Origin of the sequence: Cellulomonas sp. ICMP 17802 (genome assembly GCF_041295535.1) — a bacterium.
In the GTDB taxonomy this organism is placed as follows: Bacteria; Actinomycetota; Actinomycetes; order Actinomycetales; family Cellulomonadaceae; genus Cellulomonas.
The window spans coordinates 1-21,590 of record NZ_JBGFQZ010000031.1 but is presented as its reverse complement, the minus strand read 5'-3'; the positions used below and the strand labels follow the sequence as shown (position 1 = coordinate 21,590).

Here is a 21,590-nt window from a genome sequence, read left to right as displayed (position 1 = left end):
CGCCGGAGCACCGAGGTGTTCACCGTCCGGCTACGCGCCGAGGGCGCGTCCGACCGTCCGACCCGTGAACAGGCAGCCGCCGAGGAACGTGCCCTCGAGCGCGCGGTGGCCGTGCACGCCGCCGCCGCCGAACCCGGAGGCCTCGCCGACGGCCCACAGTCCCGGCAGCACCTGGCCGTCGGGGCGCAGCACCCGGCCCTCGAGGTCGGTGTGCAGACCGCCGAGGGTCTTGCGCGTGAGCACCGACAGCCGGACCGCCAGGAGCGGGCCGTGCTCGGGGTCGAGCAGGCGGTGCGGCTTGGCCACGCGGATCAGCTTGTCGACGATGTACCGCCGCGCCATCGCGGTGGCCACGACCTGCAGGTCCTTGCCGAGGCCGGTCTCCACCTGCCGGTCGCGCGCGACGATCGTCCGCTCCAGCGCCGCGGCGTCGATGCGGTCCGAGCCGGACAGCGCGTTCATCTTGGCGGCCAGCTCGGCGGGGGTGTCGGCCCAGAGGAACTCGTCCGACTTCTCCGCGAACGCCTCGACCGGTCCGACCGCTCCGGGCTTCACGCGCTCGAGCAGCAGCTTCATGTCTTTACCCGTGAGGTCCGGGTTCTGCTCGGAGCCGGACAGCGCGAACTCGGACCCCAGGATCGTCTTGTCGAGCACGAACCACGAGTGGTCGTCGCCGCGCGAGGTGATGTGCTGGAGCGCGCCGAGGGAGTCGAAGCCCGGGAACAGCGGGACCGGCAGGCGGTTGCCGTCGGCGTCGAGCCACAGGCTGCTGGGCCCGGGCAGGATGCGGATGCCGTGCTGCGACCACACCGGCGAGTGGTTGGTGATGCCCTCGGGGTAGTGCCACATGCGGTCCTCGTGCACGACGGCTGCGCCCGACGCCTTCGCGGCGGCGATGCCCGAGCCGTCGACGTGGTCCGGGACGCCCGACAGCATGCGCTCGGGGAGGCGGCCGGCGCTCGCGGGCCAGGTGCTGCGGACGAGGTCGTGGTTGGCGCCGATCCCACCGGTCGCGACGACCACGGCGCTCGCGCTGATCTCGAACGGCCCGGCGACCTCGCGCGAGCTCGGGACCGCGCGCTCGGCCTTGTCGGGCACCAGCACGTCGCCCCGGACGCCGGTCACGCGACCGTCCGTCGTCACCAGGTCCGTCACGCGGTGCCGGAACCGCACGTCGACGAGCCCGGCGCGGCGCGCGTCGAGCAGTGCCTCGACGAACGGCTCGAGGATGCCCGGACCGGTGCCCCACGTGACGTGGAACCGCGGGACCGAGTTGCCGTGGCCCTCGGCGAGGTACCCGCCGCGCTCGGCCCACTGCACGAGCGGGAACCAGCGCACGCCCTTGGCGTACAGCCACGGCCGCAGGTCGCCGGCGGCGAAGTCGACGAACCCCTCGGCCCACGCGCGGCCCCAGCGGTCGGAGCCGTCGGTGGCGAAGTCGGCGGACCCCATCCAGTCGGCCAGCGCGAGCTCCGCGGAGTCCTTGACGCCCAGGCGTCTCTGCTCGGGGGAGTCCACGAGGAAGAGGCCGCCGAACGACCAGAAGGCCTGGCCGCCGAGGCTCGCGGCCGGCTCGGCGTCGAGCAGGGTGACCCGGCGACCGGCGGCGACGAGCTCGGCGGTGGCGACGAGCCCGGCCAGGCCCGCGCCGACGACCACGACATCGGAGTGCGTCATGGCTCGTACGGTACGCGGTTGGACGCGTGTCCAGAACCCGACGACCCGTGTCGTGACCGACGAGCTCAGCGACGACCCGGGCCGCCTCGACCGCGACGCCGAACGGAGGGATTCAGGCGGTTTCGGTGATGTCGACCGACGCTCTCCGCTAGCGTGCTGCCGCGCCCGGCCTCGGGCCCAGGGAGGAACCCCGTGACGGTGCGCCGATCGAGCCCCACCCGGATGCGCCTGCGCGCGGCCCAGGCCGTCGTCGGCATCGCGGCCCTCGTCGCGGCCGGGCTGACTGCGGCTCCGGCGTCCGCCACCGCGCCAGGTCCCGTGGTCGCGCAGGCCGTCGCGCCGGCAGTCTCGTCCCTGTCGCCCGCCAGGGGCCACGAGTACGGCGGCACCCGTGTGACGATCCGTGGCACCGGGCTGGACTCCGTGACGGCGGTGTGGTTCGGGGGCTACCGGACCGGCACGTCGCTGGAGATCGTGTCGTCGACCGAGCTGCAGGTGACCACGCCTCGATGGGGTGTCGGACCGTGGCCCGTGACGCTCGAGTCCCCGGCCGGGACCGTCGCGGCCGGCACGTTCACCTACGAGGGGACCCAGTTCCTGGCGCCCACCCGCGTGCTCGACGACCCCGACGTCCGTCCGAACGAGCGGCGGTGCTTCGTCGTCCCCGCGCTCGCCTCGCTGCCCCCGACGGCGGCCGTGGCGATCATCAACGTCACGGCGGTGCACCCGAGTGGTCCGGGGTTCGCCACGGTCTACCTCGGGGGACTCCCACCCGGGGCCTTCCCGAGCGCCGCGACGGTCAACTTCGAGCCGGGTCGTGACGTCGCGACGACGAGCGTGGTGAATGCGTTCACCCCCGGCGGCGAGCTCTGCTACGGCACCGGCGGCGCCGAGCACGTCGGACTCAAGGTCGACCTGGTCGGGTACAGCACGGCCTCGATCGCGGCCACCGACTGGTCGTACCGGCTGCTGGACACGCGGACGGCCGGCGGTCAGGTGACCGGACCGGTGAAGCCGCGCACGGTGTACACGATCGACGTCGCCGGCCTGCAGAACGTTCCCGAGGACGCCACCGCCGTGCTGCTCACCGTCGGGGTGGTGGGAGGTGGCACCGGCAACCTCCGCGTCTTCCCGGCCGGCGAGGCGGTCCCGACGGCGTCCGTCGTCAACTACGCCGCGGGCGTCGACAAGTCGAACAGCACGCTGGTCGGGCTCCCCGAGTCGGGCCAGGTCTCGTTCTGGTCGGACACCGACCGAGACGTCGACGTCGTCGTCGACGTGATCGGCTGGACGAGGACGCCGCCGGCCGCGCTGCACACCGTCACACCGTCGCGGGTCGTGGACACCCGACCCGGCCCCGCGCACGTCGGGCCCCTCGACGGGGCGCTCCCCGGGCAGCAGATCCGCTCGGTGCCGCTCCGGGGGGTGGGGTCCGTGCCCGCCGACGCGACCGCGGTCGTGCTCAACGTCACGGCGATCGGCCCGGCCGGACCGGGCAACCTGCGGGTCTACGCCGACGCCGACGGTTCGGGGGCTACCAGGCCGCCGGGGACCTCGTGGATCAACTACATCCCCGGGCGCGACGTCCCGAACATGGTCGTGGTCGACCTCCCGGAGAACGGCCGGGTCGACTTCTACAGCGACACCTTCTCCGGGCCGGTGGACGTCGCCGTCGACGTGCTGGGGTACCTCGTCGCCGGGTGACGGTGACGAGTCAGTCCTGGACCAGGACGTACACCCGCATGCTCAGCGCCTCGACCACGGTCGCCTCGCCCGGCTCCGCGTGCAGGCTCCCCTCGATGGCGGCCGCGCGCTCCTCGGCGGGGCTCTCCCAGACCGAGTCCCACGCCAGGCGCCACCGGCCGCCGTGGTCGTCGGCCAGGATCAGGTGCACCGCGTCGAGCGAGCCGTTGATCACCAGCAGCACGGTGTCCCGGTCGGGCGGCGGCGCGGTGCGCACCATCTGCAGCGTGCGGATGGACGGGTCGTGCCACCGGTCGTGGTCGAACGGCATGCCGAGCGCGTCGAACCAGGCGAGGTCGGGGCGCCGGCCCGGGACGTACGGCCGGCCCGAGTAGAACCGCTCGGTGCGCAGGGCGGGGTGCTCGCGGCGCAGCAGCAGCAGCCAGCGGGCGGTGGCCAGCAGGTCGTGCCGCCACGGCGGCAGGTCCCAGCGCACCCAGGAGATCTCGTTGTCCTGGCAGTAGGCGTTGTTGTTGCCGCCCTGGGTCCGGCCCATCTCGTCGCCCGCGGTGATCATCGGTGTGCCGGCCGCGAGCACCAGGGTGGCGAACATGTTGCGGATCGAGCGCCGGCGCAGGGGCACGATGTCGACGGCGGGGGAGTCGTGCTCGACCGGCCCCTCCACCCCGTGGTTCCAGGACCGGTTGTCGTCGCTGCCGTCGCGGTTCTGCTCGCCGTTGGCCGCGTTGTGCTTGTGCTCGTACGCCACCAGGTCCGCGAGCGTGAACCCGTCGTGCGCCGTGATGTAGTTGACGGACGTGACCGGCCCCCGCACCAGCGGCGGGTCGCTGTGCCCGAACAGGTCGACGGAGCCGGCCAGGCGGGTTGCGAGGTCGCGGACGCGGTGGCCGGGCAGGCCGTGCGCCGCGCGGCCCGGGTCGGCCAGCCAGAACGACCGCGCGGCGTTGCGGAAGCGGTCGTTCCACTCGCCGAACGGCACCGGGAACTGCCCCGTGCGCCAGCCGCCGGGGCCCACGTCCCACGGCTCGGCGACCAGCTTGAGCCCGTGCAGCGACGGCTCGGTGGCCATGGCGACGAGCGCGGGGTGGTCCGGCGAGAAGCCACCGGCGTCGCGCCCGATCGTCACGGCCAGGTCGAACCGGAACCCGTCCACGCCGACGACGTCGGCCCAGTACCGCAGCGAGTCCAGGGTCATCCGCACCACCTCGGCGCGGCGGAAGTCGAGCGTGTTGCCGGTGCCCGTCACGTCCGCGAGCGCGGCGGGCGCCCCGCCGTCGTGCGCGTAGTACGTCGCGCTGTCGAGCCCGCGCCACGACAGGTGCTGACCCGGCAGGCCGCCCTCGCACGTGTGGTTGTAGACGACGTCGAGGAGCACCTCGAGGCCGGCCTCGTGCAGCGCGTGCACCGCGCCGCGCAGCTCGGCCAGCACCGCCGCGGGACCCGCGGCCCGGGCGGCGGCCGTCGCGAACGCCGCGTGCGGGGCGAAGAAGCCGAGCGTGCTGTAGCCCCAGTAGTTGGTGAGCCCCTTGGCCACCAGGTGCGGCTCGTCGGCGAACGCGTGCACCGGCAGCAGCTCCACGGCCGTGACACCGAGCCCGAGCAGGTGGTCGATCACCGCGGGGTGCGCCAGGCCTGCGTACGTGCCGCGCAGCTCCTCGGGCACCTTGTCGGCCAGCAGCGTCAGGCCGCGCACGTGCGCCTCGTAGACCACGGTCTGCGACCACGGGGTCCACGGGCGGTTGGTCGTGGGGTCGGGCCCGGGCAGCTCGCGGGTGTCGACGACGACGGAGTACGGCACGTGACCGGCGGAGTCGCGCGGGTCTGCCGGGCCGTAGGGATCGCCGACCAGGTCGGCGCCGACCACGTGGCCGTAGGTCTCCGGCGTGTGCGCGACCTCGCCGTCGAGCCCGCGGGCGTACGGGTCGACCAGCAGCTTGGCGGGGTTGTGGCGGTGGCCGGCCGCGGGCTCCCACGGGCCGTGCACGCGGAACCCGTACCGCTGGCCCGCGCGCACGCCGGGGACCGAGGCGCTGAACACGCCGTGCACCGGGCCGCCCAGCGGGATCCGGCGCTCGCTCGTGCGGCCGTCCCCCTCGAACAGGCAGAGGTCGACGCCCGTGGCGTGCGCGGCGAGGACGGCGACGTCGACGCCCTCGTCGGTGACGTGCACACCGAGACGGGGCGCTCGTCGGCGCGGGGAGGGCGGGGTCACCCGCACATTGTGCGGGACACAAGCCCACACGTGTTGGGTGGGACCGCCCGTGGACGGGTGTCCGTGCGGTCCGGGGCGGGCGGTAACGTTCCGCGGGTGAGGATCGTCGTCTGCGTGAAGCATGTCCCTGACATCCAGTCCGAGCGGGCCCTGGGCCCCGACGGTCGCGTGGTCCGCGACGGCGGGGACGGCACGCTCAACGAGCTGGACGAGAACGCGCTCGAAGCGGCGCTCGCGCTGGTCGAGGCGCACGAGGGGACCGTCGTGGCCCTGACCGTGGGTCCCGACGACGCTTCGGACGCGGTCCGGCGCGGCCTGCAGATGGGCGCCGAGGAGGCGGTCCACGTGGTCGACGACGCGGTCGCCGGCTCCGACGTCGTCGGCACCGCGCGGGTGCTCGCCGCCGCCGTCCGGTACCTGGACGCGCAGGAGCACGTCGACCTGGTGATCACCGGCATGGCCGGCCTCGACGGCCTGACGTCGCTGCTGCCGACGGCGCTCGCGGAGCTGCTCGACCTGCCCGCCCTGCCGCTCGCGGCCGAGCTCACGGTCGAGGGCGGGACCGTGCGGGTCCGCCGGAACCTCGACCACGCGTCCGAGGTGCTCGAGTCTGCGCTGCCCGCGCTCGTGTCCGTGACGGACCAGGCCAACGAGCCGCGCTACCCCAACTTCAAGGGCATCATGGCGGCCCGCAAGAAGCCGATCACCACCCTGACGCTGGCCGAGCTCGATGTCGACGCCGCGCGCGTCGGCGCCGCGGGTGCCCGCACCGAGGTGCTCGAGGCCGCCGCCCGGCCCCCGCGCGACAACCGCGTGCTGGTGCAGGACACGGGCGACGCCGGCATCCGGCTCGCCGCGTACCTCATCGACAACCAACTCGTCTGACCTCTCCCGACCGAAGGACCGCCGCTGTGACCGCTCCTGTGCTCGTGCTCGTCGACCACACCCAGGCCGGCGCCGTCCGCGCGCCCGTGCGCGAGCTGCTCACGCTCGCCCGCGAGCTGGCCGGACCGGCCGGCGTGCACGCCGCGTGGGCCGTCGACGGTGTCGAGCCGTCCGCCGACGTGGTCGCGGAGCTCGCCGCGCTGGGCGCGACGCACGTGCACCGGCTCGTCGCCGACGCGGACCTGCACCTGTCGGCCGTGCTCGCGGAGGCGCTGGCCTCGCTGCTCGACGCGACCGGCGCGGACCTGCTGCTCGCCGTCTCGTCGTTCGAGAACAAGGAGGCCGCCGCGCGCCTCGCGGTGAGCACCGGCGCGGGGGTCGTCACGGACGCCGACGGCCTGGCCCGCGTCGACGGCCGGTACGTCGCCGCCAAGACCGTGTTCGCGGGCACCTGGACCACGTCCTGCGCCGTCACCGCCCCGCTGGCGATCGTCACGGTCAAGCCCAACTCGGTCCAGCCCTCGACGGTGGACGGCGGCACCGCGCAGGTGGGCGAGCACGTGGTGACGGTGAGCGACAAGGCGCGGCGCGTCGCGCTGGTCGAGCGCACCGAGCGGCCCGCGAGCGGGCGCCCCGACCTCGGCAGCGCCAGCGTCGTCGTCGCCGGGGGCCGCGGCACCGAGGGCGACTTCTCGGTGGTCGAGCAGCTCGCCGACGTGCTGGGCGGCGCGGTCGGTGCGACGCGCGTGGCCACGGACGAGGGCTGGATCGGCCACGACGCGCAGATCGGCCAGACCGGCGTCACCATCGCGCCGCGGCTCTACGTCGGCGTCGGCGTCTCGGGCGCGGTGCACCACCGCGGCGGCATGCAGGCCTCCGGCACGATCGTCGCGGTCAACTCCGACCCCGACGCCCCCATCTTCGAGATCGCGGACTTCGGCGTGGTCGGCGACCTGTTCACGGTGATCCCGCAGGCCGTCGAGGAGATCCGCCGCCTCAAGGGGTGATCCGGCCGACCGCCCCCGGGTCGGGGAGCGGGCGGGGATAATCGCGGGATGGTCCGGCGCGTGGGCATGGCCTCGGTCGAGCTCGTCGAGCACGACGACGACGCCGCCCGCCCGGACGAGCCGGCTCCGCGGCGCCGGTCGAGGCGCTGGCTGCTGGTCCCGGCCCTCGTCGCGGTCGCGCTCGTCGGCGTCCAGCTCGTCGTGGCGGCCCGCGAACGGTCCTCCGTCGCCGCGCTGGCCCGGGTGCCCGGCGTCGTCCGCCCGGTCGACGAGCACCTGGAGATCCGGTGGCAGCCGGAGGCGGGCGCCGAGTCGGTGCTCTGGTCCGGCATCGACCACGACGGTGCCCTGGTGGGCCTGCAGCGCGGGAGCGACGAGTCGCAGGCGCTGGTCGCCGTCGACGAGCGGACGGGCGCGCAGGTCTGGAGCACGCCCCTCGCCGAGGCGCACGAGGTGGCCCGCGACGCCGACCAGGGGTTCTCGCCGATCGGCGGGTGCGTCGGGGACCCCGGGGACGCGGACCGGGCCGTGTGCCTGGTCTCCGACGCCGTGATGGCCTACCGGCAGGAGGAGACCGTGCTCGTGCCGTCGGACCTGAGCCGGCTCGTGGGCGTGGACCTCTCCGACGGCTCGGTCGTCGACGACCTGCAGGTGCCGGGGGCGACGGCGTTCGCGGCCCTCCCGGGCGGTGCCGTCGCCGTCGGGACGCCGGGCGCGGACGGTGCGCTCGTCGTGGCGGCCGTCGACCTCCGGACGGGGCGCGAGCAGTGGCGCACGCCCGTCCCGTCCACCGCCGAGCCCGACGAGGGCGGCTTCGTCGACCGGTCGACGGCGATCTTCCGCACGGCGGACGGCCTCGCGGTGGTGACGGCCGGCCGGCGGATCACCCTCCTCGACGGTGACGGCCGCCCGGCCGGCATGGGCGTCGACGCGAGCACCGGGTTCGAGGCCGACCCGCAGCGGGGGACCGTGGCGGCCTTCTCGCAGGACGAGCGGGGCCGTCAGACGACGACGATCCTGGGCGACGGGGCGAACCTCGTGCTGGCCGGCGGGCTGGCGCGGGTCTCGGCCGACGACGGCAGCCTGCCCGGCCTGGTGCTCGCGGCGGACTCGAGGGTCCGGGCGTACGACCGGGCCACGGGACGCGAGCGGTGGAGCGTCGGGCACGGGCTGCTGGGCTCCGCGGTCGTGGCGCGCGGGAAGGTGTACCTGAGCACGCCGGACGGGGTCGTCGCCGTCGACGGGCGCACCGGCGACGAGCTCTGGCGGGCACCGGTGCTCCCGGGCCGGACCATGGGCGACCTGGTCACCGACGGCCGCCACCTGCTGAGCGGCCAGATGCGGCCCGACGAGCCGGGCGACGTGGCCGCGCTGAACGACTGGCCGGGGATCGGCGAGGTCGTCGCGTACCGGTTCGGCGACGGCGGCGAGCAGTGGCGCGTCGACCTGCCCGGGACGCTGCTCGGCATCGGCTCCGTCGGTCACACCCTGCTCGGCTGGGGTTCGACGGCCGTGGTCCTGGGCTGAGCGGGCCGGCTCGGCGAGGTCCTCGTCCTTCGGCGGATCGCCCTCCCGCGTCTAGCATCCGGGGATGGGTCGGCGGGACGGGATGCAGGCGGTCGAGCTGGTCGAGCGCGACCTCGATCGACCGACCGACGAGCCCCCCGCGCGCCGCCGGACCTCCCGCGGCTGGGCGCTGGTCCCGGTGCTCGTCGTGGTCGCGCTCGTCGGCACGCAGCTCGTCGTCGCGGCGCGCGACCGGGCGGCTGCCGCGGCGCTGGCGGAGGTGGCGAAGATCCCCGGGGTGGTCCGTCCCGTCGATGCGGACCTGCGGGTGCTCTGGCGTGCCCAGGCCGACACCTGGGCGGCGATCCAGTCGGGGATCGTCGTCGACGGGGCGATGATCGGCCTGGAGCAGTCGCCCGACAACGCCAAGGCGCTCGTGGCCGTCGACGAGCGCACCGGGGTGCGCCGGTGGACGACGCCGCTCGCGGACGCGCACCAGGTCGACCACGGCGCCGACGGCGGCTACAGCACGGTCGGCGGGTGCGCCGTCGACCCCGGCGGCACGGGGCGGGTCGCGTGCCTGGTCACCGACGCGTTCCTCGCCTACCGGGACACCGCGGTCGTCTACGTCCCCTCGACGACCAGCCGGCTCGTCGTCGTCGACACCGGCGACGGCTCGGTCGTCGCCCAGCGGGCGGCCCCTTCGGTGGTCGCCCTCACGGTTCTCGCCGGCCTCGCCGTGACGGCGGAGCCGGGCGCGGGCGGCGCGGTCGTCGTCACTGCGACCGACCTGCTCGGCGGCCAGGAGAGGTGGCGGACGGCCGTCCCGGGCTCCTCCGGCGACGGCGGCTCCTCCGACGGGTCCACGTCGATGTTCGCCACCGCCGACGGGCTCGGCGTGGAGGCGCCGGGCCGCCGGGTCACGCTCCTGGACGGGCGGGGCCGGGTGGTGCGGTCCGAGCTGGACGGAAGCCTGGGCTACTCGGCCGACCCCGGCTCCGCGACCGCGGCCGTCGTCTCCGGCGACGAGCAGGGCAGCCCGAGGACGACGATCGTCGGCGGCGGCCCGGACCTCGAGCTGGTGGGCCGGCCGATCCGGGCCGCGGTCGACGACGGCAGCGTGCCGGACCTGGTCCTCATGGCGGACTCGGTCGTCCGCGCGTACGACCGGTCCTCGGGCGACGTGCGGTGGAGCATCCGCCACGCGAGCGCCGGGGGTGACGCCGTGATCCTGAACGGGCGCGTCTACGTGAGCACCGGCGGCGGCGTGATCGCGGTCGACGGGCGCACGGGCGAGGAGCTCTGGCAGGCGCCCGTCGCGCCGGGACTGACCATGGGCGGCCTGGTCACCGACGGGCGGCACCTGCTCAGCTCGCAGCAGCGACCCGAGGGGCCGGGCGACGTCACGTCGCCGGACGACCGGCCCGGCGTCGGCGTCCTCGTCGCCTACCGGCTCGACGACGGCACCGATGAGTGGCGCGTCGACCTGCCGGCCGGAGTGACGGGCGTCGGGACCCGAGGGCGCACGCTCGTCGGCCTGGGCTCGACCGGCGCCGTGCTCGGCTGAGTGCTCCGTCCGGGTGATCGGGTCGGTCGGGCAACGGTTCGCCGGACAGCGGACTCACAGGTTCGCTAGCGTGCCCGTCGGTCCCGGCCGTCCGTGCGCCGGGGAGGGGCGCCCGAGGAGAGACCGTGATCCGCTACCTGCCGTTCCTGATCGAGCTCGGGCTGCTGGTGTACTGCCTGATCGACTGCATCCAGACGGACGTGCCGCGCAACCTGCCCAAGATCACGTGGGTCTTCGTCATCATCATCCTGCCGCTGGTGGGCGGGATCGCGTGGCTGGTCGCCGGGCGCCCTGAGCACCGGCCGGCGCGGAACGTGCCGTGGCCGTCGACGCAGACGGCGGGCTTCCCGGAGTACGAGCGGCCGCGGCGGTCGAACCCCGACGACGACGCGGAGTTCCTGGCCGGCATGACCAGGTCCGACCAGACCCACGAGCAGATGCTCAAGGACTGGGAGGCGCAGCTGCGCGAGCGGGAGCAGAAGCTCAAGGGCGACGACGCCGCGTCCTGACGTTCAGGACAGGTCGCGCAGCCAGCGCACGGTGGCCAGTCCCTGCGCGGCCTGGAACCGGCGCAGGTTCGGGATGCCGAGGGGCGCCGGCTGGAACGAGCTCCACGCGAAGTAGCCCGACAGCCCCGCCAGGCCCGCCCGCAGGTCGTCGTCGGGCACGCCGTCGGACACCGCGTGCTGGCGGAAGTTCGTCGCCGGGTCCCCGCCGCCCTGCAGGGCGACGCTGGGCAGCATGAACGCGAGGTCGAGCCACGGCGCACCGACGCTCGCGTGCGGCCAGTCGATGATCCACACGCGGTGCTGGTGGTCGGGGTCGATGAGGATGTTGTCGGCCCGCAGGTCGCCGTGCACGAGCGCGTCGCCCGCGCAGACCCGCAGCGCGTCCTGCTCCCACAGCACCAGCTGCTCGAGGTTGTCCAGCGCGCACTGGCCGGCCTCACCCGCGCGGTCGGCGTAGCGGAGCTGGGACTCGCGGTCGAGCGCGTGCAGCTTGCGCCAGCCGGTGAAGTCGTCGACCAGCTGGTCGTCGGTGCGGGGCAGCTGGTGGCCGGGCAGCGGCTCGGCGTCCGCAAGCGCTCCCAGGGCGTCGGCGACGGCGCGCAGGTCCTCCGGCTTCCACGGCAGCTCGGGGGAGCGGCCGTGGATCACCTCGAACCCCAGGATCACCCACTCGTCGTCGTCGGACGACCAGAGCAGCCGCGGCGCGGGCACCTGCGGCGGCAGGGCGTGGGAGACGCGGATCTCGGCGCGGGCGAGGTGCGGCGACACCGGGTTCTGCTCGGCGGAGACGGCCTTGACGAAGACGCCGCGGCCGTCGGCGAGCTCGAGGACGGCCGCGAACCCGGGGCTGAACCCGCTGGTGGCGCTGATCTCGGCGGTGACCTGGGCGCCCGCGAGCTCGGCGATCCGGGTGCGCACGTGCCGGGGGAGGTCGCGCCAGTCCAGCCGCTGGCCGCTGAAGGCGAGCGGGAGGGCGATGACGTCGTCGGCACTCACGCCGGACATCCTGCCAGGTGATGCGCGGGCGTCGGAGGGGTGTCCCACAGGCTGTCGGGTCGGGACGGCGCCGCGCGGTTCGTAGGATGGTGCCGATGAGCGTGTATCTCGACCATGCGGCGACCACGCCCATGATCCCGGAGGCCGCGCGGGTGCTCGCCGAGCAGCTCGCGCGCCCTGGCAACCCCTCGTCCCTGCACGCGTCGGGCCGCGCCGCGCGCCGGGTGGTGGAGGAGTCCCGCGAGCGGCTCGCCGCCGCCCTGGGCGCCCGCCCGAGCGAGGTCGTCTGGACCTCGGGGGGGACCGAGGCGGACAACCTCGCCGTGAAGGGCCTGTTCTGGGCCCGCCGCACCCAGCACCCGGACCGCCGGCGCCTGCTCGTGTCGGCCGTCGAGCACCACGCGGTGCTCGACCCCGCGTTCTGGATGGCCGAGCACGCGGGCGCGGAGCTGGTGCTGCTGCCGGTCGACGCCGACGGCGTGCTCGAGGTCGACGCGCTGCGCGACGAGCTCGAGCGGAACGGCGAGCAGGCCGCGCTGATCTCCGTGATGTGGGCCAACAACGAGGTCGGGTCGCTGCAGCCGCTGGACGAGGTGGTCGCGCTGGGCCGCCGGTTCGGGGTGCCCGTGCACGCCGACGCCGTGCAGGCCGTGGGCCAGGTGCCCGTGGACTTCGGCGCGTCCGGGCTCGACGCGATGACGGTCAGCGGCCACAAGGTGGGCGGCCCGGGCGGCGCCGGCGCGCTGCTCGCCCGCCGCGGGCTCGACCTCACGCCCGTGCTGCACGGCGGCGGGCAGGAGCGCGGTGTGCGGTCCGGCACGCTCGACGCCGCGCTGCTCGCGTCGTTCGGGCTCGCCGTGGACGTCGCGGTGGCCGGCCGGGAGGCGTTCGCCGACCGGGTGGGAGCGCTCCGCGACGCCCTGGTCGCGGGCGTCGAGGCCGTCGTGCCGGACGCCGTGCTGCGCGGCCCGCGGGACACGTCGCGCCGGCTGCCGGCCAACGCGCACTTCACGTTCCCCGGGTGCGAGGGCGACTCGCTGCTCTACCTGCTCGACTCGGCAGGGATCGAGGCGTCCACCGGCTCGGCGTGCCAGGCCGGCGTCCCGCGGCCCAGCCACGTGCTGCTGGCCATGGGTGTCGACGAGCTCGCCGCGCGCGGCGCGCTGCGGTTCAGCCTCGGGCACACCTCGACCGCCGACGACGTCGCCGCGCTGCTCGCCGCGCTGCCGGGGGTGGTCGACCGCGCCCGCGCGGCCGGCCTGGCGACCGTCGGGTCGGTGTCCTGATGCGCGTGCTGGCCGCCCTGTCCGGCGGCGTCGACTCCGCGGTCGCCGCCGCGCGCGCGGTCGACGCGGGGCACGACGTCGTCGGCGTGCACATGGCGCTGTCCCGCACGCGCGACCAGTTCCGCACCGGCTCGCGCGGCTGCTGCTCGATCGAGGACGCCGGCGACGCCCGCCGGGCCGCGGACGTGCTGGGCATCCCGTACTACGTGTGGGACCTGTCCGAGCGGTTCGAGGAGACGGTCGTCGCGGACTTCGTCGCGGAGTACGAGGCCGGGCGCACCCCCAACCCGTGCGTGCGCTGCAACGAGCACATCAAGTTCGCCACGCTGCTGGACAAGGCCGTCGCCCTCGGGTTCGACGCCGTGTGCACGGGCCACTACGCGCGCATCGAGACCCGCGGCGACGGCACCCGCGAGCTGCACCGCGCCCGGGACCTGGCCAAGGACCAGTCCTACGTGCTCGCGGTGATGGGCCCGGAGCGCCTGGCGCGCTCGATGTTCCCGCTGGGGGACGTCGCCTCGAAGGAGGAGACCCGCGCCGAGGCGGCCGCCCGCGGGCTGTCGGTGTCCGCGAAGCCGGACTCGTACGATATCTGCTTCGTCGCCGACGGGGACACCCAAGGCTTCCTGCGCTCGCGGCTCGGGTCGCAGCCGGGCGAGATCGTCGACGCCTCCGGCGCCGTGCTCGGGCAGCACGACGGGGCGTACGCGTTCACCGTGGGGCAGCGGCGCGGGCTGTCGATCGGTCGCCCGGCCGCGGACGGGAAGCCGCGGTACGTGCTCGCGGTCGAGCCGGTGAACAACCGGGTCGTCGTGGGGTCCGCCGACGACCTGGCGGTCGCCACCGTCGAGGCCGACCGGGCCGTGTGGTTCGACGGCGTGACCGACGCGGCGTTCGACTGCGCCCTGCAGGTGCGCGCGCACGGGGCGGCCGTGCCCGCGCGCGCGACCGTGCGCGACGGGCGGGTCGAGGTCCTGCTGCAGGACGCGCTGCGGGGCGTCGCGCCCGGGCAGTCGGCCGTGCTCTACGCGGGCACCCGGGTGCTGGGTCAGGCGACCGTGACCGCCGCCCGGCGGGCCCCCGCGGGCGTCGCCGGGTGAGCGGCGCACGGCCCTCCGTCACGGGCACCGGTCCGTGGCCGGGCCTCGACGTGCTCGAGGCGCAGACCGTGGTCGTCGGCGACCTCGTCGACACCCCGTCGGAGGTGGCCGGCCTGCCGTTCACGGTGCTGCTGGCCGAGCGCGGCCCCTGGGGCGACCGGGCCGGGCGCGCGGCGGCCCTCCTGGCCGAGCTGCCCACCGAGCTGGGTCCGCACGGCTGGAAGCTGGCCGACCGGCCGAGCCGCGACCTCGCCAGGGCGCAGGCGTACGTGCGCGAGGACGTCGACGCGCTCGCGGTCGCGGGGCACGGGTTCGCCGGCCGCCTCGTGGTGCCCGTGCTCGGCCCGATCACTCTGGCGGCGACCCTCTACCTCGCGCGCGGCGACCGCGTGGTCTCTGACGCCGGCGCCGTCCGCGAGCTCGCCGCGTCGCTGGCCGCGGGGATCGCCGAGCACCTCGCCGCGATCCGCCGCGCCGTGCCGGGCGCGCAGCCGACCGTGCTGCTGCACGAGCCGCTGCTCGCGCAGGTCATGGCCGGCGTGCTGCCCTCGTTCTCGGGGTACTCCGCGCTGCGCTCGGTGCCCGGGCCGGTGGCGGCCGAGCGCATCTCCGAGGTGGCCGAGGGCATCCGGACGATCGAGGGCGCGGGGGTCGTCGTGCACGGCGGGACGGCGTGGACCTCTCTCGGAGCGATCCGCGCGTCGAAGGTCGACGGCTTCGGCCTGGCCGTGGACGCGCTGGACGAGCGCAGCTGGGAGAAGGTCGCCGAGGTGGTCGAGGGCGGCCTCGCGTTCTGGCCCGAGCTGCCGCCCCAGGCGTCGTCGCAGTGCGCCGGGCCCGACGTCGCCGGTCAGGCGGACGCGCTCGTACGGCCGTGGCGGTCGGTCGGTCTCGGCATGGCCGGCCTGCGGGACGTCGTCCTGCTCGCTGGGGACAGCACCGGCAAGGGCAGCCCGGACGACGCCCGCGCGGTGCTCGCCGGACTCGTGCGGGCGGCCCGGATCGTGGCCGAGAAGGCGGAGGACTGACCGTGGCGGGACGCAACGCAGGGGTGGGGCGCGCGCTGGCGCTGCTCGTCGCGTCGGGGGCGGCGATCGTCGGGCTCGTGCTGCTCGTCATCTGCTACTCCGGCATCGGCATCGCGACGCTGAGCACCTCGAAGGACGACCCCGACCCGTGCGTCCAGGCCTACGCCGCGGGGACCGACGACGCGTCGGTGCGGTACACGGTGGTCCCGCCGCAGGCGATCTGCACGTGGGACGTCGCCGGGCAGCCGACGGAGGTCGTCGTGGCCTCCGCGTCGCCCGCGCTGTTCGCCGCCGGGGCCACGCTGGCGGTCGGCGGGGTGCTCGTGTGCGTCGGGCTGCTGGTCGCCCCGCGACTGCGGGCGTCGCGCCGGCAGGGACAGGCCTAGAGGTCGAGCTCCAGGTCGACGTGGGCCTGGCTGAAGTCGAGCAGGCTGCCGAGCGCGAGCGTGACGACCATCGTCCCGACGCCGATCCCGACCGTCCGGAGCACGGCGCGCCGCACCGGCATCCGCTCGGAACGGGCAGCGATCGTGGCGCTGATCCCGAGGGCGACCGCGACCGCCACGAACGTGCCGACGATCCGGGCGGACGGGGGGACGAGGGCCGCGACCAGGATCGGCACGACGCCGCCGACCACGAAGGCGCCGCCCGCCGAGGCCGCAGCACGCCAGGGAGCCTCGGTGGACCGGCGACCGAGGCCGTACTCGGCATCCAGCTGCGCGGCGAGCGCGTCGCGCGCGCTCAGCTCCTCGGCGACGGTGCGGGCCGTCGAGGGCGACAGCCCCTTCTGCTCGTAGAGCATCGCGAGCTCGGCACGTTCGGCGTCCGGGTCCTGGGCGATCCGGAGCGCCTCCGCCTCGACCAGGGCGTCCTGCGCCGCGTTCTCGTCCGAGGCCTCCATGAACCGCACGCCCGCGACCGCGACGACACCGACGAGAAGCGCGGCGAGCCCCGCCACGAGCACGACGTCGGGGGGAGCCCCGGCCCCGGCGACGCCCTCGACGACGCCGGCCGCGGCGATCAGGCCGTCGTTGGCGTGGGCCAGCCGTTCGCGCCGGGCGCGACCGCGTTCCGGGTCGTCGTCGAGCCCGGCCGGGGTGAGGGCGGACGGGGTGTCCACGACTCGGATCGTAGGACCGCCGGGAGGTGCGCGTCGTGTGGGTGCGGCGCGACATGATGGGGCCGTGAGCAACGAGATCGACGACCCCGCCGCCACGCGTGAGATCCCCGCCGACGCCCGCCACCGCTGGGCCGAGCTGGCCGGCCTCATCGAGGCCGACCAGTTCGCGTACTACATCCGCGACGCGCCGGTGTCGTCGGACAAGCAGTACGACGAGCGGATGCGCGAGCTGCAGGCCCTCGAGGACGAGCACCCCGGCCTGCGGACGCCCGACTCGCCGACGCAGCGCGTGGGCGGCACGTTCTCCACGGAGTTCGCCTCGGTGCAGCACGTCGAGCGGATGCTGTCGCTGGACAACGCGTTCTCCGACGAGGACATCGCGACCTGGGCCGGCCGCCTTCACCGGGACCTGGAGTCGGACGCCGCCCTGCACTACCTGTGCGAGCTGAAGATCGACGGGCTGGCCATCGCGCTGCTGTACGAGAAGGGCCGCCTGGTCCGGGCCGCCACGCGCGGCGACGGGCGCACGGGCGAGGACGTCACGCTCAACGTGCGCACGATCTCGACCATCCCCGACGTGCTGGGCGGGGACCCGGCGACGCACCCTGAGCGGATCGAGATCCGCGGCGAGGTGTTCCTGCCGGTCGCCGCGTTCACCGAGCTCAACGCGTCGCAGGTGGAGGCCGGCAAGAGCCCGTTCGCCAACCCGCGCAACGCGGCCGCGGGATCGCTGCGGCAGAAGGACCCGCGGGTGACGGCCTCGCGCGACCTGCGGATGTACGCGCACGGCATCGGGGCCCTGGTCTGGGGTGCCGGCCGCGGCACCGGGATCGAGCGGCAGTCGCAGGTGTACGACCTGCTGGCGGATTGGGGCGTCCCGGTCTCCGGGCACACCCGCATCGTCGAGGGGCTGGACGGCGTGCGGGAGATGATCGCCTACTACGGCGAGCACCGGCACGACGTCGAGCACGAGATCGACGGCATCGTGATCAAGGTCGACGAGATCGCGCTGCAGCGCCGCCTCGGGTCCACCAGCCGCGCGCCGCGGTGGGCGATCGCGTACAAGTACCCGCCCGAGGAGGTGAACACCAAGCTCCTCGACATCCGCGTGAACGTCGGCCGGACCGGTCGCGTGACGCCGTACGGGGTGATGGAGCCGGTGTTCGTGTCCGGGTCCACGGTCGAGATGGCGACGCTGCACAACGCGAGCGAGGTGGCGCGCAAGGGCGTGCTCATCGGGGACACCGTGGTGCTGCGCAAGGCCGGCGACGTGATCCCGGAGATCGTCGGGCCGGTGGTCGACCTGCGCGACGGCACCGAGCGCGCGTTCGTCATGCCGACCGAGTGCCCGTCGTGCGGCACCCCGCTGGCGCCGGCCAAGGAGGGCGACGTCGACATCCGCTGCCCCAACCAGCGGTCGTGCCCGTCGCAGCTGCGCGAGCGGCTGTTCCACGTGGCCTCCCGCGGGGCGTTCGACATCGAGGCCCTCGGCTGGGAGGCCGCCAGCGCGCTGCTGACCGCGGGCGTGGTCACGGACGAGGGCGACCTGTTCGCGCTCGACGCCGACGCGCTGCGCAAGGTGCCGCTGTTCACGCTCTCGACCAGCTCGAAGGTGGGTGGGGTCGTGCGGGAGGCCGGCGACCTCAACGCCACCGGCACGGCGCTGCTGGGCAACCTCGAGAAGGCCAAGCAGGCAGCGCTGTGGCGGGTGATCGTCGCGCTGTCGATCCGGCACGTCGGGCCGACTGCGGCGCGGGCGCTGGCGCAGCACTTCGCCTCGATCCCGGCGATCGCCACGGCCACGGAGGAGGAGATCGCCGCGGCCGAGGGGGTCGGCCCGACGATCGCGGCCGCCGTGGTGGCCTGGTTCGAGCAGCCGGGCGAGGACGACAAGTGGCACGCCGCGATCGTCGACAAGTGGGCCGCGGCCGGCGTGCGGATGCAGGAGGAGCGCGACGAGTCCGCGCCGCGCACCCTCGAGGGGCTGACGGTCGTGGTCACCGGCGGGCTCGAGCGCTTCAGCCGCGACGGCGCCAAGGAGGCGATCCTGGCGCGCGGCGGCAAGTCGGCGGGCAGCGTCTCCAAGAAGACCGACTACGTCGTGGTGGGCGAGAACGCGGGCTCCAAGGAGACCAGGGCGCGCGAGCTGGGGCTGCGGATCCTGGACGAGGCGGGGTTCGAGCGGCTGCTCGCCGACGGCCCGGCAGGCGTGGAGGAGGCGTGACGACGCCGGTCGTCCGGGTCGCGCGCGGCGGTCAGGTGGCCGACGCCGGTGCGCTGACCGCCGAGGCGTACCTGGCGGACCGGCTGGTCGACGCGACCGAGTCGTACACGCAGGAGCTGCGCGACGCCGAGCGGCGGGCTCGTGAGGCGACGCTGCTGGTCGCGCTGCTGCCCCCGGGCGAGGGCGACGGCGGGGACGCCGAGTCCGACGACCTCGTCGTGGTCGGCACGGTGACCCTGGCGCCCTACGGCACCTCGTACGCGGAGATCGCGGAGCCGGGCGAGCTCGAGATCCGGATGCTCGCGGTGGCGCCGGAGGCCCGGCGCCGGGGGATCGCCGAGCTCCTGGTGTCCGCGGCGCTGCGCGAGGCGGTGGCCGGCGGCGCGCGGCGCGTGGTGCTCTCGACGCTCGACTCGATGCAGGCCGCGCAGCGGCTGTACAAGCGGCTGGGCTTCGTCGCGGTGCCGGAGCGGGACTGGGGGCACGTCGAGGTGCACCTGCGCGTGCACACGTGGACGCCGCCCGATGCGCCGGGCGCGCTGGTGGAGTCGGCGACGTGGCCGCCCGCGCGCGTGGTCGACGTGGACGGCTGGCGCGTGGGGCTCTCGGGCGGGCTCACGCGACGGGCCAACAGCGTGCTGCCGCTCGGCGCCCCGACCGACCCGGCGGCCGCCCTCGACCGCGTCGAGGCCCTCTACGCGGAGGCCGGGCAGCCGTCGATCGTCCGGGTCTGCCGCGCCGCGGCGCCCGGCCTGGACGCCCTGCTCGACGCCCGCGGGTACGAGGCCGTGGCCCGCACGGACGTGCTCGTGCGGGAGCTGGACGACCCTCCCGCGGAGCCCGGGCGCGCGCCGCACGCCCCCGTGCGGGTGTCGGTGGCGGACCGGCCGGACGACTCCTGGCTCGCCGCGTGGTCGAGCTCCAAGGCCCGGCTGCGCACCGGCGGGACAGCGCACGAGGACGACGGTGCGAGCCTGCGGCTCGCGCGCACCGTGCTCAGCGGCGCGCCCGCGATCTACCTCACCGCCACCGACGCCACGGGCCCGGTCGGCGTGATCCGCGCGGCCTTCGCGGAGGACTGGGTCGCGTTGTCCTGCCTCGTCGTCCACCCCTCGGCGCGACGCCGCGGCCTGGGCCGGGCGCTCACGCTCCGCGCGCTCGACGAGGCCGAGCAGCGCGGCGCCGAGCGGGCGTTCCTGCAGGTCGAGGCGCAGAACACGGCCGCCGCGACGCTCTACACGGGGCTCGGGTTCCAGCCCGCGGAGCGGTACGTGTACCGGGAGCTGCGCCGCTAGTCGGTCGCGCGCGGGCCGTACGGTGCGTGCCGGGTCGCGGCGAGCCACATGCCCGGCCAGCCCGGACCGCGGCTGATCGTCTCGCGGCTCCCGTCCTCGTGCTCGATGCGCGCGTGCTGCCCGGACCGGCCGGCCTCCCGCGACCGTCCCGCGAAGACGGCGGCCGCCAGCGGGGTGAGCCACTCCAGGCGGTCGGTGGGCCCGGCGATCTCGCCCGTGGTGGAGCCGACGGTGACGAGCAGCAGGTCGTCGTCCTCGACACCGACGGTCAACGGTGCCGCCCCGGCCGCGTGCGGCGTCACGACGGTGAACCAGGTCCTCGCCGGCTCGGACCACTCGAGCCGGACCTCCGCGACCTGCCCGAACGGCCGCAGCGCCGCGACGAGCGTGTCGTGCACCGCGCGGTCCCGCGCGTCCGGCTCGGGCGTCATGGCCCGAACCTAGGGCACCCGGCTGGCCCAGAGCAGGCCGCGCTCGATGATGGTGCGCACGGCGGGCACCTCGAGGTCGGCCAGCAGGTGCCCGGGCGCGCAGACGAACACGCGGCCGGCACCCCAGCGGCGGGTCCAGACGGCCGGCGACGTGACGGGCGCGTGCCAGGGGTCGTCCGGGCCGGGGGTGATGGTGGTGGTCGCCAGGACGTCGTTGAGGGGGTCGGTCAGCAGCCAGTACTGCTCGGAGCGCAGCGTGAAGTCGCGCACGCCCTCGACGATCGGGTGGTGGCCGGTGATGTTGATCGTGTGCTCGACAAGGGGGCCGCCGGGGTGCGCCGTGAACTGCGCGCCGACCAGCTGCAGGTAGTCGGTGGCCATCCGGAACGAGTCGATGATCCCGCCGTGCCAGCCGGCGAACCCGGTGCCGGCGGCGACGGCGGTCCGCAGGCCGCGCAGCTCGTCGGCGAGGATGTCGCCCATGGTCCAGCACTGCACCACGAGGTCGGTCGAGGCCATGAGATCGGGGTCGGCGTAGGCCTCGAGGGAGCCCTCGACCACCACGTCGAAGTCGTGCTCGCGCAGGAACGGCACGAAGAGGTCGGCCGCCTCCTCGGGGGCGTGGCCGTCCCACCCGCCCCGGACGACGAGCGCTCGGCGTTGCTGGGTCACGCGATCCTCCGGAGGGTCAGGCGATGAGGGCGTCGATGGCGGCGGCGGACAGCACGTGCTCCGACGCCATCGCCGAGGCGCCGAGCACCCCGGCGCGGCCCTTGGTGCGGGACGTCACGATGCGCAGGTGCTGCGTGGCCAGCGGCAGGGAGCGGCGGTAGACCACCTCGCGGATGCCCGCGAGCAGGTGCTCGCCGGCCTCGGCCACGACCCCGCCGATGACGATGACCGACGGGTTGAGCATGCTCACGCACGCGGCGAGCACCTCCCCGATGTGCCGGCCGGCCTCGCGCACCTCGCGGCTGGCGTCGAGGTCGCCCGCGCGGACCAGGGCCACGACGTCGGCGCTGGTCGTGGCGTTGGGGGCCCGG

General features: G+C 75.3%; 19 protein-coding genes. 12 read left to right on the top strand and 7 right to left on the bottom strand.

The window, feature by feature from the left end; translation table 11 throughout:
• Positions 1-30: 30 nt before the first annotated feature.
• Complete coding sequence (locus AB5970_RS16640) at positions 31-1,677, bottom strand: FAD-binding dehydrogenase (protein ID WP_370505068.1); 1,647 nt, start codon at positions 1,675-1,677, stop codon at positions 31-33.
• A 192-nt stretch (positions 1,678-1,869) separates the two neighbouring features.
• Here AB5970_RS16640 and AB5970_RS16635 point away from each other — a divergent pair, with 192 nt between their 5' ends.
• Positions 1,870-3,381 (top strand): IPT/TIG domain-containing protein, encoded by a 1,512-nt coding sequence (locus tag AB5970_RS16635; RefSeq protein WP_370505067.1) that lies wholly within the window; start codon positions 1,870-1,872, stop codon positions 3,379-3,381.
• Positions 3,382-3,391: 10 nt separating this feature from the next.
• Here AB5970_RS16635 and glgX read toward each other — a convergent pair whose 3' ends face one another.
• A complete protein-coding gene (gene glgX, locus AB5970_RS16630) occupies positions 3,392-5,593 on the bottom strand; it encodes a glycogen debranching protein GlgX (RefSeq protein ID WP_370505066.1) in 2,202 nt (733 codons plus the stop codon).
• A gap of 96 nt (positions 5,594-5,689) precedes the next feature.
• Between glgX and AB5970_RS16625 the strand changes: the two genes are divergently transcribed.
• The 5 genes from AB5970_RS16625 (at position 5,690) to AB5970_RS16605 (ending at position 11,067) form a co-directional block, all read left to right on the top strand.
• Complete coding sequence (locus tag AB5970_RS16625) at positions 5,690-6,478, top strand: electron transfer flavoprotein subunit beta/FixA family protein (RefSeq protein WP_370505065.1); 789 nt, start codon at positions 5,690-5,692, stop codon at positions 6,476-6,478.
• 26 nt (positions 6,479-6,504) lie between these two features.
• Positions 6,505-7,485, top strand: a complete 981-nt coding sequence (locus AB5970_RS16620; RefSeq protein ID WP_370505064.1) for an electron transfer flavoprotein subunit alpha/FixB family protein — start codon at positions 6,505-6,507, stop codon at positions 7,483-7,485.
• A 48-nt stretch (positions 7,486-7,533) separates the two neighbouring features.
• Entirely contained in the window at positions 7,534-9,012 is a 1,479-nt protein-coding gene (locus AB5970_RS16615; protein ID WP_370505063.1) for a PQQ-binding-like beta-propeller repeat protein, read from the top strand.
• 64 nt (positions 9,013-9,076) lie between these two features.
• A complete protein-coding gene (locus AB5970_RS16610) occupies positions 9,077-10,558 on the top strand; it encodes a PQQ-binding-like beta-propeller repeat protein (protein WP_370505062.1) in 1,482 nt (493 codons plus the stop codon).
• Between the two features lie 125 nt (positions 10,559-10,683).
• Positions 10,684-11,067: a PLD nuclease N-terminal domain-containing protein gene (locus AB5970_RS16605; protein ID WP_370505061.1), complete on the top strand. Its 384-nt coding sequence runs from the start codon at positions 10,684-10,686 to the stop codon at positions 11,065-11,067.
• Between the two features lie 3 nt (positions 11,068-11,070).
• Here the strand turns inward: AB5970_RS16605 and AB5970_RS16600 are convergent, their stop codons facing one another.
• The gene (locus tag AB5970_RS16600; RefSeq protein ID WP_370505060.1) at positions 11,071-12,072 is read right to left on the bottom strand and encodes a phosphotransferase family protein; all 1,002 of its coding nucleotides are present in this window, start codon (positions 12,070-12,072) and stop codon (positions 11,071-11,073) included.
• A gap of 86 nt (positions 12,073-12,158) precedes the next feature.
• On the opposite strand from AB5970_RS16600, the gene AB5970_RS16595 reads away from it, so the two are divergent.
• The 4 genes from AB5970_RS16595 to AB5970_RS16580 are packed head-to-tail and all read left to right on the top strand — an operon-like array spanning position 12,159 to position 15,863.
• Positions 12,159-13,349, top strand: coding sequence for a cysteine desulfurase family protein (locus tag AB5970_RS16595; RefSeq protein WP_370505059.1), 1,191 nt, complete (start codon positions 12,159-12,161; stop codon positions 13,347-13,349).
• Complete coding sequence (gene mnmA, locus AB5970_RS16590) at positions 13,349-14,449, top strand: tRNA 2-thiouridine(34) synthase MnmA (RefSeq protein ID WP_370505058.1); 1,101 nt, start codon at positions 13,349-13,351, stop codon at positions 14,447-14,449. The genes AB5970_RS16595 and mnmA overlap by 1 nt, the downstream gene beginning before the upstream one ends.
• Positions 14,446-15,477, top strand: coding sequence for a hypothetical protein (locus tag AB5970_RS16585; protein WP_370505057.1), 1,032 nt, complete (start codon positions 14,446-14,448; stop codon positions 15,475-15,477). Before mnmA ends, AB5970_RS16585 begins: the two co-directional genes overlap by 4 nt.
• Before the next feature lie 2 nt (positions 15,478-15,479).
• Complete coding sequence (locus AB5970_RS16580; protein ID WP_370505056.1) at positions 15,480-15,863, top strand: hypothetical protein; 384 nt, start codon at positions 15,480-15,482, stop codon at positions 15,861-15,863.
• Here AB5970_RS16580 and AB5970_RS16575 read toward each other — a convergent pair.
• Positions 15,860-16,597, bottom strand: coding sequence for a VIT1/CCC1 transporter family protein (locus tag AB5970_RS16575; RefSeq protein WP_370505055.1), 738 nt, complete (start codon positions 16,595-16,597; stop codon positions 15,860-15,862). The genes AB5970_RS16580 and AB5970_RS16575 overlap by 4 nt on opposite strands.
• Positions 16,598-16,661: 64 nt before the next feature.
• On the opposite strand from AB5970_RS16575, the gene ligA reads away from it, so the two are divergent.
• On the top strand, positions 16,662-18,821 hold the full coding sequence (gene ligA, locus AB5970_RS16570; RefSeq protein WP_370505054.1) for an NAD-dependent DNA ligase LigA: 2,160 nt from the start codon (positions 16,662-16,664) through the stop codon (positions 18,819-18,821).
• On the top strand, positions 18,818-20,116 hold the full coding sequence (locus AB5970_RS16565; RefSeq protein WP_370505053.1) for a GNAT family N-acetyltransferase: 1,299 nt from the start codon (positions 18,818-18,820) through the stop codon (positions 20,114-20,116). Before ligA ends, AB5970_RS16565 begins: the two co-directional genes overlap by 4 nt.
• Here AB5970_RS16565 and AB5970_RS16560 read toward each other — a convergent pair.
• The 3 genes from AB5970_RS16560 to AB5970_RS16550 all read right to left on the bottom strand — a co-directional run.
• Positions 20,113-20,547 (bottom strand): hypothetical protein, encoded by a 435-nt coding sequence (locus AB5970_RS16560; RefSeq protein ID WP_370505052.1) that lies wholly within the window; start codon positions 20,545-20,547, stop codon positions 20,113-20,115. The genes AB5970_RS16565 and AB5970_RS16560 overlap by 4 nt on opposite strands.
• A 9-nt stretch (positions 20,548-20,556) precedes the next feature.
• Entirely contained in the window at positions 20,557-21,219 is a 663-nt protein-coding gene (locus AB5970_RS16555) for a ThuA domain-containing protein (RefSeq protein ID WP_370505051.1), read from the bottom strand.
• Between the two features lie 16 nt (positions 21,220-21,235).
• On the bottom strand, positions 21,236-21,590 hold a 355-nt coding region (locus AB5970_RS16550; protein ID WP_370505050.1), incomplete at its 5' end, for an ROK family protein.

Bases quoted from the DNA above. Each gene is read 5' to 3' on its own strand.
- AB5970_RS16640 (WP_370505068.1), bottom strand. From the start codon at position 1,677: ATGACGCACTCCGATGTCGTGGTCGTCGGCGCGGGCCTGGCCGGGCTC.
- AB5970_RS16615 (WP_370505063.1), top strand. From the start codon at position 7,534: ATGGTCCGGCGCGTGGGCATGGCCTCGGTCGAGCTCGTCGAGCACGAC.
- AB5970_RS16610 (WP_370505062.1), top strand. From the start codon at position 9,077: ATGGGTCGGCGGGACGGGATGCAGGCGGTCGAGCTGGTCGAGCGCGAC.
- AB5970_RS16600 (WP_370505060.1), bottom strand. From the start codon at position 12,072: ATGTCCGGCGTGAGTGCCGACGACGTCATCGCCCTCCCGCTCGCCTTC.
- AB5970_RS16595 (WP_370505059.1), top strand. From the start codon at position 12,159: ATGAGCGTGTATCTCGACCATGCGGCGACCACGCCCATGATCCCGGAG.
- mnmA (WP_370505058.1), top strand. From the start codon at position 13,349: ATGCGCGTGCTGGCCGCCCTGTCCGGCGGCGTCGACTCCGCGGTCGCC.
- AB5970_RS16560 (WP_370505052.1), bottom strand. From the start codon at position 20,547: ATGACGCCCGAGCCGGACGCGCGGGACCGCGCGGTGCACGACACGCTC.